The organism is Streptomyces sp. NBC_00637 (assembly GCF_045161545.1).
Taxonomy (GTDB): domain Bacteria; phylum Actinomycetota; class Actinomycetes; order Streptomycetales; family Streptomycetaceae; genus Streptomyces.
Window position 1 is genome coordinate 5817434 of sequence record NZ_CP109046.1, and the last position, 14844, is coordinate 5832277.

Consider the following 14844-nt stretch of genomic DNA (forward strand, 5'->3'; position numbering starts at 1 on the left):
CACCCCGACCGGCTGTCACCCGACTTCGACTCCCTTGCCCCCGGCTCCGCGTTCACCGGCGCACAGCGGCCGGGGCCCGGGTCGGCTACGGGCGCCGGTTCAGAGCCGCGTCCAGGGTGATGGCCGCGTCGATGAGCGCCAGATGGGTGAACGCCTGCGGGAAGTTACCCAGTTGACGGCCCGTCAGGGCGATCTCCTCGGAGTACAGGCCGAGGTGGTTGGCGTATCCGAGCATCTTCTCCAGTACGAGCCTGGCCTGGTCGGTCCGTCCGGCGCGGGCCAGGGCGTCGACGTACATGAAGGTGCACAGCGAAAAGGTGCCCTCGGACCCGCGCAGCCCGTCGGGCGAGGCCTCGGGGTTGTACCGGTAGACCAGGCTGTCGGTGACGAGTTCCTGCTCCATCGCGTCCAGTGTGGAGGTCCACATCGGGTCGTCGGGGGTGATGAAGCCGACCGTCGGCATGCGCAGCAGCGAGGAGTCGAGCACGTCGCTCCCGTAGTGCTGGACGAAGGCCCCGCGTGGCTCGTTCCAGCCCCGTGCCATCACCTGTTCGTAGATCGCGTCCCGCACGTCGTTCCAGCGGCCGGCCGTGGCCGGGCGGCCGCTGGCCTCCGCGAGCCGCAGCGCACGGTCGAACGCGACCCAGGACATCACCCGGCCGTAGGTGAAGTGCTCGCGGCCGCCACGGGTCTCCCACAGACCCTCGCCGGCCTGGTCCCAGTGGTCCGCCAGCCAGTCGAGGACGGTGAGCAGCTCGGCCCATCCCTGGTGCCCCGGATGGATCCCGTGCCCGTGCGCGAAGTAGATGCTGTCCAGCGCCTCGCCGTAGATGTCCAGTTGCAGCTGCGTGGCGGCACCGTTCCCGATGCGCACGGGGGCCGACCGTTCGTAGCCCTCCCAGTGGTCCAGGATCTCCTCCTTCAGATCGGAGGAACCGTCGACCGCGTACATGATGTTCAGCGGCCCGGAGCCCCCGTCGCCGCCGGCCCGTTCCTTGATGCGTTCGCCGAGCCATCCGATGAACGCCTGCGCCTCTTCCGTGAAGCCCATGCCCAGCAGGGCGTACACGGAGAAGGAGGCGTCCCGGATCCACGTGAACCGGTAGTCCCAGTTGCGCTCGCCCCCCGGTTGTTCGGGCAGCCCCGCGGTGGGAGCGGCGACCACGGCGCCGCTGGGGGCGTAGGTCATGAGCTTCAGCGTCACGGCGGAGCGCTCCACCGCCTCGCGCCAGCGTCCCGCGTAGCGCGACTTGCTCAGCCAGGACCGCCAGAACCGGATGGTGTCGCCGAAGAGCTGCTCGTACTCGGCGAGCCGGATCTCCCTGGGCGGCCCGTCGGCGGCGGACTCCAGGATCATTCCGCGCTGCTGACCCGCCCGCAGACTCAGCGAGAGGTGCAGGTCGTCGTCCCTGCGGGTCAGGGAGTTCAGCAAGCGCTCGTCGTCCGGTTCACGGACCGTGTGCACGGTCAGTTCGAGGCCCTCCGAGGCGAACACCGCGCCGTGCTCGCTGAGGCGCACCTCGTGCGGCCTGCGCCCGTAGTCGAACCGCGGCGCGATGTCGACCTCGAAGGTCATGTTGCCGCGCACGCAGCGGATCATGCGGACCAGCCGGTGGCGAGGAGTGACCGTCGTGCCGGTCACCGGCATGAAGTCGACCACCTCACCGGCGCCCGCCTCCGTCATGAACCGGGTCACGAGGATCGCGGTGTCGGGGAGGTACAACTGCTTGGTCGCGTACGTCGCGTGGGCCGGCCGGACCGTGCAGTGTCCGCCCTTGTCCTGGTCCAGCAGAGCGCCGAAAACGCTGGGTGAGTCGAAGCGGGGACAACAGAACCAGTCGACCGTTCCGTCGGTGGTGACCAGCGCCGCGGTCTGCAGATCACCGATCAGGCCGTGGTTCTCGATCAGCGGGTACTCGGCCATCGGCCCGTCCCTTCCGACACACGTCGTCACTCGGATGCCGCCCCCCGGCCAGCGTAGGCCGGGGACCCGGGACCGGCCCGCCGAGCCGGACAGGCGGCGTTCCCGGGCCCGCGAGATTCCCGCAGGCGCGAACCTCCCGGGCCCTCGGCCGCCGACGGCCGGTCGCCCTCCCGCTCGCACGTCGTCGACGACCGGGACCCGCTTCCGCGGACCGATCCGGGGCTCAGGACGGCTCACCCGGCGGACGATCGGCTGTCGGCTGTCGGCTAGACCAGGATTCCGGGGGCCGCGACGTCGAAGGTGCGGCCCCGCACCCCGCTGCCGGTGTCGCCGTCGAGTCCGCTGTCGTCGGCCCAGGTGATGAGCGCGCTCTCGGAGCCGTTGCCGAAGGCCGTGGAGGCGCACGTCTGGAACCGTCTGCCGGGGGCCGCCGAGCTCACCTGGACCTTCTCGCTGAGCGAGCCCTCGTTCTCGGAGCAGATCTTGGCCATCACCGTGGGGACGGTCTCGAAGGTGTCCGCGCTCTGCTCGACCCACGTCATGAGGAAACGCCCGCCCGGCAGCCGGGACAGGGCGGGGGACGTCCGGGTGAAGTGCTTCGGGCTGCCCGCCGTGAAGTCGACCGTCTTCGTGCCGTCGGGCTTGAAGATGTTCGCCACCACGGTGGTCTGCGGTTCGCCCAGGTCACTGTCCGCGATGCGGCTGATGTTCGTGACGACGAACTGTCCGCTGTCCAGCAGCGTGATCCCGTTGACGCCGGTGAAGTGGCCGACGTTCGGCTGGATCTCCCCGGTCACGGCGTTCGCCTCGAAGTCGAAGAACCGCAGCGTGAGCCGGTCGCCGCCGATCGAGGAGGGGTCCGTCGACCAGGCGACGACCCAGTTCCCGTCCATGAGGATCGTGGCGGCGGGTGTGCGGTGGAAGCCCTCGGTGGTGTTGATCGTGAGCTCCTCCGTCGCCGGGTTCCCCTCCGGGCCGAACCTCCTCGCCCGGATGCGTCGGTCGGCTCGCGGGCCGGCCCAGGTGACGAGCACACCCCCGTCGATCATGAACGCGAGGGACGGCCGGATCTCCGGATCCACGTCCTCGCTGACCACCACCGCGGGGCCGGCCGGGTGGCCGTCCAGGAACCGCTGGAGTTTCACGCACGGCTGGGGGCCCGGGACGCCGAAGGGCGTCTCCAGCCAGACGGCGAACTGGGTGCTGAAGCCCGCGGCCAGGACGGACGGCCACTGCGGACGGCTCCCGGCGCCCTCCGCAGGCTGGGAGCCGACCGTGAACTCGGCACCGAGTTTGTTGCCCTGGAGTCCCAGGAACTGGCCCTTGATGGTGAAGTCGTGCTCGTCCGCCCACAAGGCCATGAATTCCGAGCCGAGCAGGGAGGTGACGGCGGGCTGGGTCTGCTCACCGGATTTCGTGGTGTTCACAGTGAATTCGGCCATGGCTGCTCTCCGGATCGAGCCGAGCGGGAGTGAAGCGGGAGGAGTGCGGAAGGGGATTCGGAAGGAGGAAGAGGGTGGGGACGGGGATGGGGATTCCTGATGCGACCTCAAGGTGCCGTGACACGCGGGCACCTGGCGCCCAGCGGTCCTGAGCTGACGCTGGAGATCCCTCACCGCGAACGGAGTACGGGGTGGCCGGGGGTCAGACGTCGTCGTGGACGACGAAGCGAGCGGGTTCGCTCACGCCCGCCTGCCTCAGATGCTCGACCGTGGTCTCCATGGTGCCGAGACGCGACTCCAGGGCGTCGGCCTCGGCATTGCCCGGCCGGGCTCGCCGGGTGAGGCGGACGATGGCGTGATGGTGATGGTCGTGACCGCCCTCGGGTCCGCTCCAGGGCGGATCGAAACTCCACGGGACCGGCCCGGCCAGCCCGTTGGCCGCCATCCAGTCGTCGATCCGGGCGTCCACCCAGCCGTGGAGCTTCCAGAAGAGCGGGTTCACGTGGGCGGAGTAGGTGTCGGCGAGCCAGTCGTACGTCGCGTCGTCCCACCGGGTGTCGACGCTGAACGCGTCCCCGCCCGGCCGATATTCGGGCAGCTCCGCCGACCAGCGCAGATGCAGCCTGTTGTGGATGCCGAACTCGATCCGGGCGCCCAGTTGGCCGAGCGACATCGCGCGCAGTTTCACCGGGTCGGTGAACCTCGCCTCCCACTCGCGGATCTGGTCGAACGACTCCTGCGTCTTGGCGCCGCGGATGGCCTCGGCGGTCTCGATGTCGTGCGGGACGTCGAACGCGGGCGGTACCGGGTACTCGGCGTCCTGCGGGGTGGGAATCGTCGGCCACCCCTCCACGCGGGGATGCTGCGGGTCCCCGGCCTCGGCGAGGATCTCGTCGACTGCGGCGATCATCTGCCGGTGCATGAACAGGAAGTCCTCACCCGAGCCGTTGCCGACGTCGACGGAGCGATTCCCGGTGACAGGGTCCGGCGCCGTCAGGGACGGGCGCGGCGGCGCCCAGCCGTGGTGGTGGAACACCTCCTGCTGCGCCGGTGTCAGAGCCGTCCAGGAGTCGCGAGCGGTGTGCCACAGCATGTGGTGCAGACGCATGGCACGAGCCGACATGGCGTCGATCACGGGTTTGGGAAAGGCGTTCATCTCACTCGACCTTCCTGGGCGTGACGGACAGGCAAGGGATGTCAGGGATGCCGCATGGGGATGCCGCATCGGGATGCCTGGGGATGCCGGGGGAGCGATCCGGTCAGGACGGCTGTGCGGGGCCGGAGAGACATGGCCTCCGCGGGCGTGCCGGCGTTCGAAAGGCTCTACAGGGGGCCCGTAGTTCCACTGTGGGGCAGAACGTCCGCTGACGCATCCGGCTGCACCGGCGGGCGAGGGCCGGCCCGAGGCCGGGGCACCCTTCTGCCGGCTGGTCTCGCCGGCGAGCAGGGGCCGGGTTCAGTCCGCGTCGGCGACGACGGAGCCGACGCGGTCGGCCAGGGTCGGGTCGCGGCGGACCAGCAGGGCCGCGTAGCCGACGGCGGCGAGGAGGGCGGCCAGCGCCGCGTAGGGGAACCAGTTGTACGGTGCGGGCTGGCCCGGCTTGGCGAGGTAGTACAGCGGGACCAGGATGGCCAGCGTGCCGAGCGCGGGCAGCACCAGGTGCCGGACCACCCGGAACTCCTGCGGTCGGTACCTGCGGTAGTACAGGGGCAGGGCGAGGTTGGAGGCGAGGTAGACCAGCAGGATCAGGATGGTGCCGAGGGTGGAGGACTCGGTGAAGAAGACCACCGGGTTCATCGAGCCGTCGCCGGACCCCAGCAGGTGGCCCAGGCCCCAGCCGCCGATGATCAGCAGAGCGGTGGCGGCGAAGGTGACGATCGCGTTGTTCGGTGTGCGGCGGGTGGGGTGCACGTAGCCGAAGAAGGACGGGAGGAGACCCTCGCGGCCGGCGTTGAACACCAGGCGGGCCTGGGAGTTGATGCCGGCGATCAGCACGCCGAGCGTGGAGGTCAGACCGCCGAGATAGGTGAGGAAGGCCAGCGCGCCGAGGGTGTGCTGGGCCACTTCGACGAACGGGATCGGGGAGGCCCCGAGTCTGTTCACGTCGTAGCCGAAGCCGGTCACCGTGGCGTAGGCGAAGACGACGTAACTCACCGTCATGATCGCGATGGAGGAGAACACGGCGCGGCCGACGTTGCGCCGCGGATTCTCCGTCTCCTCGGCGAGCGCGGCCGAGTTCTCCCAGCCGACGAACAGGTACACGGCCAGGGGGAATCCCGCCGCCAGCCCCTTGAAGCCGTGGCTGATGTGGCTGGGCAGGAACGGGTCGAGGGACAGAGCGCCGCGGTGTTCCACGAGCGCCGCGACCGAGACCACGGCCAGTACCAGCATCTCCACGCCGAAGAAGTAGCCGGCCCACTTGGTGGAGACGACCACCCCCCGCAGCATCAGCCCCACGGCCAGCCCGGTGAGCAGCAGTGTCCAGATGATCCACGGCAGGTCCACGCCGGTGTAGTGGTACAGGGTGATCTGCACGAACCCGCCGGAGATGGCGATGACGGAGGCCATCGCGATGATGTAGCCCAGCCCCGCGAGCAGTGCGGTGGTCACCGCGCTGACCGGTCCGAAGGTCTTGCCCACGAAGGTGGTGAAGCTGCCCGCCGAGGGGTGCGCCCGGGAGAACTCCGCCAGGGTGTTGCCGAGCAGCGCGACCGCGACGCCCGCGGCGACGATGGTCAGCGGTGACGCCACGCCCGCGGTGGTGGCCAGGAAGGCGAAACCGAAGAAGAAGCTCATGGCCGGGCCGACGTTGGCCATCGTGGCGGCGGCGATGTCGGCCATGCCGAGGACGCCGCCACGCAGCCGCTGCGGCGCGTCGCCGTGGGGACCCGGCGGGGACAGCGGACCGGCTCCGGGGTCGGGCATGGCGGCAACTCCTTGTGCGGTGGGGCCTGATGGGTGCGCGGGTTCTCGACGGCCGGGCCGGCCCGACCGGGCGTCAGCCGTGCCGGGAACGCTGGTGTGCCTTCACCGCCTGCACGGCCGGATCGGTCGCGCCCCGGCCCAGTTCGGTGAGCAGTTCGGCGTGGCAGTGGTTCTGCGCCCGTACCTCCGCGGGCTGGGGTGCGGGCAGCAGCAGGCAGAGCCGGCCGAGCAGATCGGCGGCGACCTCGCGGATCGCGGCGCCGCCGAGCACCTCCGCGAGGTCCAGGTGGAAGCGGGCCTCCAACTCGGCCAGGCGGGCCGGGTCGTCGGCCCGTTCCATCTCCTCGACCAGTGGCCGCAGCCCTTCCAGCCGCTCGGCCGGGACCTCTCCCGAACCGTGCGCGACCAGGCCGCATTCGAGCAGCAGATGGAAGGCGTCCAGTGAGGCCGCCTCCTCGGCGTCGTGCATCACGGCGAGGACGGTGTCCCAGTCCTGCGCGACGAAGGTTCCGCCCGCCCGTCCGCGCCGGCGGTCGAGCAGGCCGTCCTGGCACATGCCCTCCAGCGCGCGACGGACGGTGATCTCGCTGATCCCCAGTTCCTCGGCGAGGGCCCCGGCATCCGGAAGCCGGTCTCCCGGCCGCACGGAGCGAAGGCGTACCCGCAGGGCGATCCTCGACCGGACGAGATCGGAGCCGCTCTGGCCCGCGCCGGGCAGGGCGCGGGCGGATCCCACGCCGGTGACCGACGTCGTCCGAGCCGGGCCCGGCTGGTGATAAGGCCCGAACTTGCCCGCTGCATTCACCACGACGCCACCCTAACGGCCTGCTGAACGCGGTCGCGGCCCGCGACGGCCGCGGTCCGGCGCGCCGGGCCGGGTCCGGCACGCGGCCTCGACCGGCCGGCCCGCGTTCCGTGTCGTGGGGGAGGGGCTCACGCGGGTCGGTGTCCCGCGCCGGCTTTTCGACGGCCGCACCGCCGGAGGCGGGTGCGCGCGGATCCCGGGTGGGAGGGAAGCGCCGACGGTGGTTCCCGCGACAGCGCCGCGGTGTGGTGCGGGGGTCGCATGCGGTGCGGGTGCTGCATGTGGTGCATGAGGGCTCCAGGGGGCGGGGGTGGCCGCGATGCAGGAAAAATTAGAGCAAGGTGAACAGTTAAACAAGACCTCGCCATGGCCGGTCCCGGAGCCGGGGGAGGGGGTGGGGCCGACGGTCGGGCCATCATGGTCCTGACCAGCGGATTCGCCCCTCGATCGGCGCGTCTGCGGGGTGCCCGGCCGGGGTGGGGGCGGGTGTCCGCGGGGCGTGGGTGTCCGGGGTGGCGGGGCGCGGAAGCCGTCGGGCGGGCGGCCGGGACCCTTGTTTTTTTTGATCGCCGTGAACTATTTTCCTGAGCGTCACCGGGCGACCGATGCAGCGGATACCGGGTCCGGCGGCCGTGGTTCACCATGCCCTCCCCACGACCGTGATCGCCACCCCGGCCCCGTCCCCGACCCGGCACCCCCCATGCCATGCCCGGCGAACTCCCTGCGGCCTCCCCGTCCGATACCGCCGGAACCGTCCCTTGTCCCGCCACTCCCCTGGATGTCGAGATGACAACACGTCCCCCTGTCACCGCTCCCGATACGGTCACCACCGAAAGCACCCCGGCAGAATCCGGCTTGCAGGCCGGATTGAAGAACCGTCACCTGTCGATGATCGCCATCGGCGGGGTGATCGGCGCGGGCCTGTTCGTCGGCTCCGGCTCCGGCATCGCCGCCGCGGGGCCCGGCATCCTCGTCTCGTACGCCCTGGTGGGCGCCCTGGTCGTGCTCGTGATGCGCATGCTGGGGGAGATGGCCGCCGCGAACCCGACCTCCGGTTCCTTCTCCGCCTACGCCGACCGCGCGCTCGGCCGCTGGGCCGGGTTCTCCATCGGCTGGCTGTACTGGTTCTTCTGGGTCGTGGTGCTCGCCGTCGAGGCGACCGCCGGCGCGAAGATCCTCGAAGGCTGGATGCCGGGCGTGCCGCAGTGGGCCTGGGCCCTGATCGTGATGATCGTGCTGACCGTCTCCAACCTCGCCTCGGTCGCCTCCTACGGCGAGTTCGAGTTCTGGTTCGCCGGGATCAAGGTCGTCGCGATCGCCGCGTTCATCGGGGTCGGCCTCCTGGCGGTCTTCGGGATACTTCCGGGCACGCACAGCGACACCGCGGGGCTGTCCAACCTCACCGCGCACGGCGGCTTCCTGCCCAACGGACCCGGCAAGATCCTCACCGGGGTGCTGATGGTGGTCTTCTCCTTCATGGGCAGCGAGATCGTCACGCTGGCGGCGGGGGAGTCCGAGGACCCCCAGCGCGCGGTCACCAAGGCCACCAACAGCGTCATCTGGCGGATCGGCGTGTTCTACCTCGGCTCGATCTTCATCGTGCTGACCCTGCTGCCCTGGAACTCCGCGGCCATCACCGAGGACGGCTCGTACGTCGCCGCCCTGGACTCCCTGGGGATCGCGCACGCCGGTCAGGTCATGAACTTCATCGTGCTCACCTCGGTGTTGTCCTGCCTGAACTCCGGCCTCTACACCGCCTCCCGCATGGCCTTCTCCCTCGGCCGCCGCGGCGACGCCCCCGCCGCCTTCGGCCGCACCAAGCGCCAGGGCGTGCCGCAGACCGCGATCCTCGCCTCGGTCGTCTTCGGCTTCGTCGCGGTGTTCTTCAACTACGCCTGGCCCGACACCGTCTTCCTGTTCCTGCTCAACTCCTCGGGCGCCATCGCCCTGTTCGTCTGGCTGGTGATCTGCTTCTCGCAGCTGCGCATGCGCCGGATCATCCAGGCGGAGGCACCGGAGAAGCTCGTCGTGCGCATGTGGCTCTTCCCGTACCTGACCTGGGCCACCATCGCCCTGATCGTGTTCGTGCTCGGCTACATGCTCACCGACACCGCCTCCGGCGGCGGCCGGGACCAGGTGGTCCTGTCCACCCTGGTGGCCGCGGGTGTGGTGGCCTTCGCGCTGATCCGCAACCGGCTGTCACGGAGGGCCCGGCAGGAGGCGGCCCTGCCCTCGTAGCGGCCGGGGCCCGCGGGGCCGCCCCTCCGCCGGTGACGCGGCTTCCCTCGCGTCACCGGCTGCGACCTGCGCAGACGTCCGACAGCGCCGTACGACGGGCCGGGCCTCGGCCGGTCGTACGGCGCTGCTCACGATTGCCGGTGTGCGGGGACGGGGAGCTCGCCCGAGCCCCGGACGATCAGCCGGGTGGGGACGGTGATGGTGCGGGCGCGGGTGCGGTCACCGTCGAGTCGGGCCAGCGCGGTGGTCGCGGCGGCCTTGCCGAGTTCCTCCGCGTCCTGGGCGACGACGGTCAGGGCCGGTTCGAGCGCCTCGGCGAGCGGCACCTCGTCGAAGGCGACGAAAGCGACGTCCTTGCGCTTGGTGCGGGCGAGTTCGGCGACGATGCCCAGCGCCATGATGTTGTTGCCGGCGAACAGGGCGGTGGGGGGATCGGCCAGGCCGAGAAGCCGGCCGGTCGCGGTCTGGGCGCCCTGCTGGTCGTGGGCGTTGGCGACGAGCGCGCGGTCGTAGGGGATGTCGGCCTCCTGGAGCGCGGACCGGTAGCCGGCCAGGCGCTCGCGGCGGGTGTAGAGCTTGGTGGGGAGGTCACCGACGAGGCCGATACGCCGGTGGCCGTGGGCGATGAGATGGGCCACGCCGTCGTGGGCTCCGGCGCGGTTGGAGCTGACGATGCTGTCCGTGGCGAGATCGACTCCGGGTCGGTCGAGGAAGATCACGGGCAGGCCCGCCGTACGGTGGGACTTCAGGTGGGTGTGGCAGGCGCCGACGGACGGAACCACGATCAGGATGCTGACGCGGCGGGCGAGGAACTTGTCCGTCAGGGCGCGTTCACGCTCGGGGTCGTCGGCGGAGGAGCCCATGAGCAGGGTCAGGCCGCGGTCGCGGACGGTGTCCTCGATGGCGCGGGCCACGGCTCCGAAGAAGGGGTTGGCCAGGTCGGGGATGACCAGGCCGATCGTGGTGTCCGGGCCGCCGACGCGGATGTTGCGGGCCATGAGGTTCGGCTGGAAGCCGAGCTTGGCCACTGCGGCGAGCACCTGTTCCCTGGTCTGCGCGGAGGCGGGCCCGTCCTCGTTGAGGACTCGGGAGACCGTCTTGGCGCTGACGCCGACTTCGCGGGCGACGTCGGCCAGGGTAGGGCGGCGGTTCGCTGCCATGGAGGAAACCGTCTCCTGAGGGCTCTCGGTCCCGGCCGCGGCCTCGGCCGGACATACGAGAGCTGGGTGTTGTGCTGTCAGGTGGCCTGGACTCCGGCGGCCTTCGCGGCCTCCGAATCCGCTACGACAGTATCTCCGGCCGCGTCGACGGTGAGGGCACCGGTCATGATGGCGACGACCTCGGCCATGGAGTAGTCGGAGGGTTTGATCACGGCAGCGCGCCGGCCGAGGCGGTGGACGTGGATCCGGTCGGCGATCTCGAAGACGTGTGGCATGTTGTGGCTGATCAGGACGACCGGCATGCCCTTGTCGCGGACCCGGCGGATGAGGTCCAGGACCTGACCGGACTCCTTGACGCCGAGGGCGGCGGTGGGTTCGTCCATGACGACGACGCTGCGGGCCCAGGCGACGGAACGGGCGACCGCGACGGCCTGCCGCTGTCCGCCGGAGAGCGTCTCCACCGACTGGGTCAGCGAACGCAGCCCGATCTTCAGGTCCGCCATGTGCTCGGCGGCCTCCTGGCGCATGCGCTTCTTGTCCAGCATCCGGAAGACGCTGCCGAGGACGCCGGGGCGGCGGAGCTCGCGGCCGAGGAACATGTTGGAGGCGATGTCCATGGAGGCGGCCACGGCCAGATCCTGATACACCGTCTCGATGCCGTGGGCGCGTGCGCTCTGCGGACCGGAGAAGGCGATGGGTTCTCCGTTGAGGCGTATCTCGCCCGCGTCGGGCGTCACGGCGCCGGTGAGCGCCTTGATCAGGCTGGTCTTGCCGGCGCCGTTGTCGCCGATGACGGCGAGGACCTCGCCGGGCAGCAGGTCGAAGTCGGCGCCGTCGATGGCGGTGACCTGGCCGTACCGCTTGACCAGGCCGCGGGCCTGCAGGACGGGCGTGGGGGCGGTGATGGTGGCGGTCATCGTGCCTTCCTTCGGGAGATCTGGTCGACGGTCACCGCGAGGATCACCAGGACGCCGGTGATCAGGGTCTGGTAGATGGAGGCGACGCCCATCAGCTGGAGGCCGTTGCGGAACACGCCGACGATGAGGACGCCGATGAAGGTGCCCAGGACCGAGCCGCGACCGCCGAAGAGGCTGGTACCGCCGAGGACCACGGCGGTGATGCTGTCGAGGTTGTCGGTCTGCCCGGCCTGCGGGTCGCCGACCCCGGTGCGGGAGATGAGCAGCAGCGCGGCGATGCCGTACAGCAGGCCGGCCACGGTGTAGACGCCGATGGTCAGGCGCGAGGTGCGGACGCCGTTGAGCCGTGCCGCTTCCGGGCTGTTGCCCAGGGCGTAGACGTGCCGGCCCCAGCCGGTGCTGCTCAGCGCGTAGGCGAGGAGCAGGAACAGGGCGATGGTGACCAGGGAGCCGTAGGTGATGTCGGTGTGGCCGAGGGGGAAGGTCTCCCCGAGGGCGGTCAGCGAGCCGGGCAGGCTGGTGACCGTCTGCTCCTCGGAGTAGATGTGGGTCAGCGCGAACGCCACGTTGAGCATGCCGAGGGTCACGATGAACGGCGGCAGCGGGATCTTCTGCACCAGCAGCCCGTTGAGCAGTCCGAAGCCACCGCAGACCCCGAGGCCCAGCGCGATCGCGACGAGCGGGGGGACGGAGCCCTCGGCCGCCATCTTGGCGATCACGATGCTGCCGAAGGCCATCACGGCCCCGCAGGACAGGTCGATACCCGCCGTGAGGATGATCAGGGTCTGTCCGATGGCGAGCGTGCCGACGACCATGACCTGCTGCACGATCAGCGAGAAGTTCCCGCCGGTGAGGAACTGGTCGGTCGAGACGGAGAAGAAGGCGCAGGCCAGGAGGAGGGCGACCAGCGGGCCCGTGGTCGGCGCCGTGAGCAGTCTGCGGGCCGTGGTCGGTGCTTTGAGCTCGGCGTACGGGGTGGTCGTGGCTGTCATGCGAAATCCTTGTCGGAAGACAGATGTCCTTGTCGGAGGACGAGGGCACAGGCCCCGCCGGGACAAGGGGGCGGTCGTCGTCCCCGGTCGGGGAGGTGGGCCGACCGCCCCGCCGGGGGGAGTGGCGGCTCGGCGCGGTCCGGGGGCGTGGCTCAGCCCCAGCAGTTCTCCAGGCCGTAGCCGGTGTCCTTCGACGTGACGCCGTCCTGCGCCTTGTCGGTGATCAGGGTGACGCCGGTGTCGGTGTAACCGGAGGCCTTCTTGCCGTCCTTGGCGTACGTCACGACGGCCTTGACGCCCTCGGCGGCCATCTTCAGCGGGTACTGCTGCGAAGTCGCGGCGATCTTGCCGTCCTTGACGGCCTGGGTGCCGGTGCAGCCGCCGTCGACGGAGACGATCAGCACGTCCTTCTCCCGGCCCTTGGCCTTCAGCGCGGTGTACGCGCCCAGGGCGGCCGGTTCGTTGATGGTGTAGACGACGTTGATGTCGGGCGACTTCTGGAGGCAGTTCTCCATCGCGGTCTGGCCCTTGGCCTGGTCACCGCCGGTGTCCTGGGCGCACACGACGTCCTTGTCGGTGGCGCCGAAACCCTTCAGGAAACCGTTGTGCCGCTGGATGCCGACGGAGACGCCCGGGGCCAGGTCGAGGGCGGCTATCTTCGCCGTCTTGCCCTTCATGGCGGCCTTGGCGTACTCGCCGATCAGCTGGCCGGCCTTGAGGTTGTCGGTGGCGAAGAGGGCGTCCACCGCGCTCTCCGGTTCGGTCGGCGTGTCCAGGGCGATGACCAGGACGCCCTTGGCGCGGGCCTTCTCGATGGCGGGCACGATCGCCTTGGAGTCGCTCGGGGTGATCAGGATGCCCTTCACCCCGGCGGCGACCATGTTCTCGATGGCGGTGACCTGCCCGGCGTTGTCCCCGTCGAACTTGCCTGCGGCGGTGGACAGTTGCGCGCCGTTCTCCTTGGCGGCCTTCTCCGCGCCCTCCTTCATCTTCACGAAGAACGGGTTGGTGTCGGTCTTGGTGATCAGGCCGACCTTGACGCTGCCCGAGCCGGAGCTCGTGGAGTCCGAACCGGAGCCGGAACCGCAGGCCGTCAGGGTGAGGGCCGTGACGCCCGTGACCGCGGCGACTCTGAGGAGGGAGGAGGACAGGCGAGTGGTGCGAGACATGATCGACTCCTGTGGGATAGCGGGCGGCACGAGGGCGGGATCAGAGCATGCCGCCCGGGAGTGTCATCGTTGACTTATGTCATCGTTGACACTGCCTGGCGAGGATGATGGACTCCGCATCCCGGCAACGTCAATGCCTTCCACCCGTCACGAATCGGCAACGTCCGTCATCGCCGTCGCCGCGCAGCCGGTCGGCGCCTGTGTCGCCGCGCGGCCCTTCGCCCGGTCCTTCCGAGCACTTTCCGAGGGAGAGCAGCCCATGAGCCCGCGTCAGATCACCGTTCTGGGAGAGTGCGTCGCGGACGCCTTCACCGAACCGGCGAACGCCTCGAACGAACTCGTCCTGCGGGTGCTGCCGGGCGGCGGGCCCGCGAACACGGCGGTGGCCCTGGCCCGGCTGGGCACCCCGGCCCGCTTCCTGGCCCGGCTGTCCGGCGATGTGTTCGGCCGGCTCTTCCGGGCGCACCTCGAGGCCTCCGGCGTGGACCTGTCGTACGCCGTTGCCGCCGCCGAGCCCAGCACGCTGGCCGTGGCGGAATTGGACGCCACCGGACAGGCCGCGTTCTCGTTCCACGCGCAGAGCACGGCCGACTGGCAGTGGACTGCGGGCGAACTGGCCGGAGCGGATCTGTCCGAAACGGCCTGTGTGCACACGGGGTCGCTGGCGCTGGTCCGCGAGCCGGGCGGGATGGTCGTGGAGGAGTTCCTGGCGGCGGCTGCCGCGCGGGCCACCGTCAGCATCGATCCCAACGTCCGGCCGCTGCTGGTGGCCCCCGAGGTCTACCGCGCCCGGCTGGCGCGGTGGTGCGCCCTCGCCGACATCCTGCGGCTGAGCGAGGACGACCTGGAACTGCTGCTGCCGGGCACCCCGCCCGAGCAGGCGTGCGACCTCTGGCACGCCGCGGGCGTACGGCTCGTCGTGATCACGCTCGGCGGCGACGGCGCCCTGGTCTCGCTCGACGGCGAACGGCTGCGGATCCCCGCCGTGTCCACGCGGGTCGTCGACACGGTCGGCGCGGGGGATTCCTTCACCGCCGGCCTGCTGCACCACCTCGGGGCCCGCGGCCTCCTCGGTGGCCGACTGACCGGCCTCGGTCTCGGAGATGTCGCCGAAGCATGCCGGTTCGCCGCCCGGGTCGCGGCCCTGACCTGCTCGGTCGCCGGCCCCAACCCGCCGTGGCGGGACCAACTGGCACAGCCGGCGACCACCGACGCCGCCTGACGGACGGGCGGTCCGCGCCGGGCGTTTTCCGCGCGAACCGTTGACGCGG

11 protein-coding genes are annotated in these 14844 nt (G+C 70.6%); 2 read left to right on the forward strand and 9 right to left on the reverse strand.

Annotated elements, in window-relative coordinates:
• Window positions 1–85: 85 nt before the first annotated feature.
• The 5 genes from OG440_RS25530 to OG440_RS25550 form a co-directional block, all read right to left on the reverse strand.
• The gene (locus OG440_RS25530; RefSeq protein ID WP_406009107.1) at window positions 86–1924 is read right to left on the reverse strand and encodes a glycoside hydrolase family 15 protein; all 1839 of its coding nucleotides are present in this window, start codon (window positions 1922–1924) and stop codon (window positions 86–88) included.
• A 266-nt stretch (window positions 1925–2190) separates the two neighbouring features.
• Window positions 2191–3366 carry a hypothetical protein gene (locus OG440_RS25535; protein WP_406009108.1) on the reverse strand — a complete coding sequence of 392 codons (1176 nt, stop codon included), beginning with the start codon at window positions 3364–3366 and terminating at the stop codon, window positions 2191–2193.
• A gap of 202 nt (window positions 3367–3568) precedes the next feature.
• Window positions 3569–4522, reverse strand: coding sequence for a hypothetical protein (locus OG440_RS25540; RefSeq protein WP_406009109.1), 954 nt, complete (start codon window positions 4520–4522; stop codon window positions 3569–3571).
• A gap of 300 nt (window positions 4523–4822) precedes the next feature.
• Window positions 4823–6292 carry an APC family permease gene (locus OG440_RS25545; protein WP_406009110.1) on the reverse strand — a complete coding sequence of 490 codons (1470 nt, stop codon included), beginning with the start codon at window positions 6290–6292 and terminating at the stop codon, window positions 4823–4825.
• Window positions 6293–6365: 73 nt separating this feature from the next.
• On the reverse strand, window positions 6366–7100 hold the full coding sequence (locus OG440_RS25550; RefSeq protein WP_406009111.1) for a FadR/GntR family transcriptional regulator: 735 nt from the start codon (window positions 7098–7100) through the stop codon (window positions 6366–6368).
• 783 nt (window positions 7101–7883) lie between these two features.
• Here OG440_RS25550 and OG440_RS25555 point away from each other — a divergent pair.
• Window positions 7884–9335: an amino acid permease gene (locus tag OG440_RS25555; RefSeq protein WP_406009112.1), complete on the forward strand. Its 1452-nt coding sequence runs from the start codon at window positions 7884–7886 to the stop codon at window positions 9333–9335.
• Between the two features lie 128 nt (window positions 9336–9463).
• On the opposite strand, the gene OG440_RS25560 is transcribed toward OG440_RS25555, so the two are convergent.
• The 4 genes from OG440_RS25560 to OG440_RS25575 all read right to left on the reverse strand — a co-directional run bounded on the left by OG440_RS25560 (window position 9464) and on the right by OG440_RS25575 (window position 13573).
• The gene (locus OG440_RS25560; RefSeq protein WP_406009113.1) at window positions 9464–10495 is read right to left on the reverse strand and encodes a LacI family DNA-binding transcriptional regulator; all 1032 of its coding nucleotides are present in this window, start codon (window positions 10493–10495) and stop codon (window positions 9464–9466) included.
• A 77-nt stretch (window positions 10496–10572) separates the two neighbouring features.
• Window positions 10573–11412 (reverse strand): ATP-binding cassette domain-containing protein, encoded by an 840-nt coding sequence (locus OG440_RS25565; protein WP_406009114.1) that lies wholly within the window; start codon window positions 11410–11412, stop codon window positions 10573–10575.
• The gene (locus tag OG440_RS25570; protein WP_406009115.1) at window positions 11409–12404 is read right to left on the reverse strand and encodes an ABC transporter permease; all 996 of its coding nucleotides are present in this window, start codon (window positions 12402–12404) and stop codon (window positions 11409–11411) included. The genes OG440_RS25565 and OG440_RS25570 overlap by 4 nt, the downstream gene beginning before the upstream one ends.
• Window positions 12405–12556: 152 nt before the next feature.
• The gene (locus OG440_RS25575) at window positions 12557–13573 is read right to left on the reverse strand and encodes a sugar ABC transporter substrate-binding protein (RefSeq protein WP_406009116.1); all 1017 of its coding nucleotides are present in this window, start codon (window positions 13571–13573) and stop codon (window positions 12557–12559) included.
• Between the two features lie 259 nt (window positions 13574–13832).
• Between OG440_RS25575 and OG440_RS25580 the strand changes: the two genes are divergently transcribed.
• On the forward strand, window positions 13833–14795 hold the full coding sequence (locus tag OG440_RS25580) for a carbohydrate kinase (RefSeq protein WP_406009117.1): 963 nt from the start codon (window positions 13833–13835) through the stop codon (window positions 14793–14795).
• Window positions 14796–14844 lie beyond the last annotated feature (49 nt).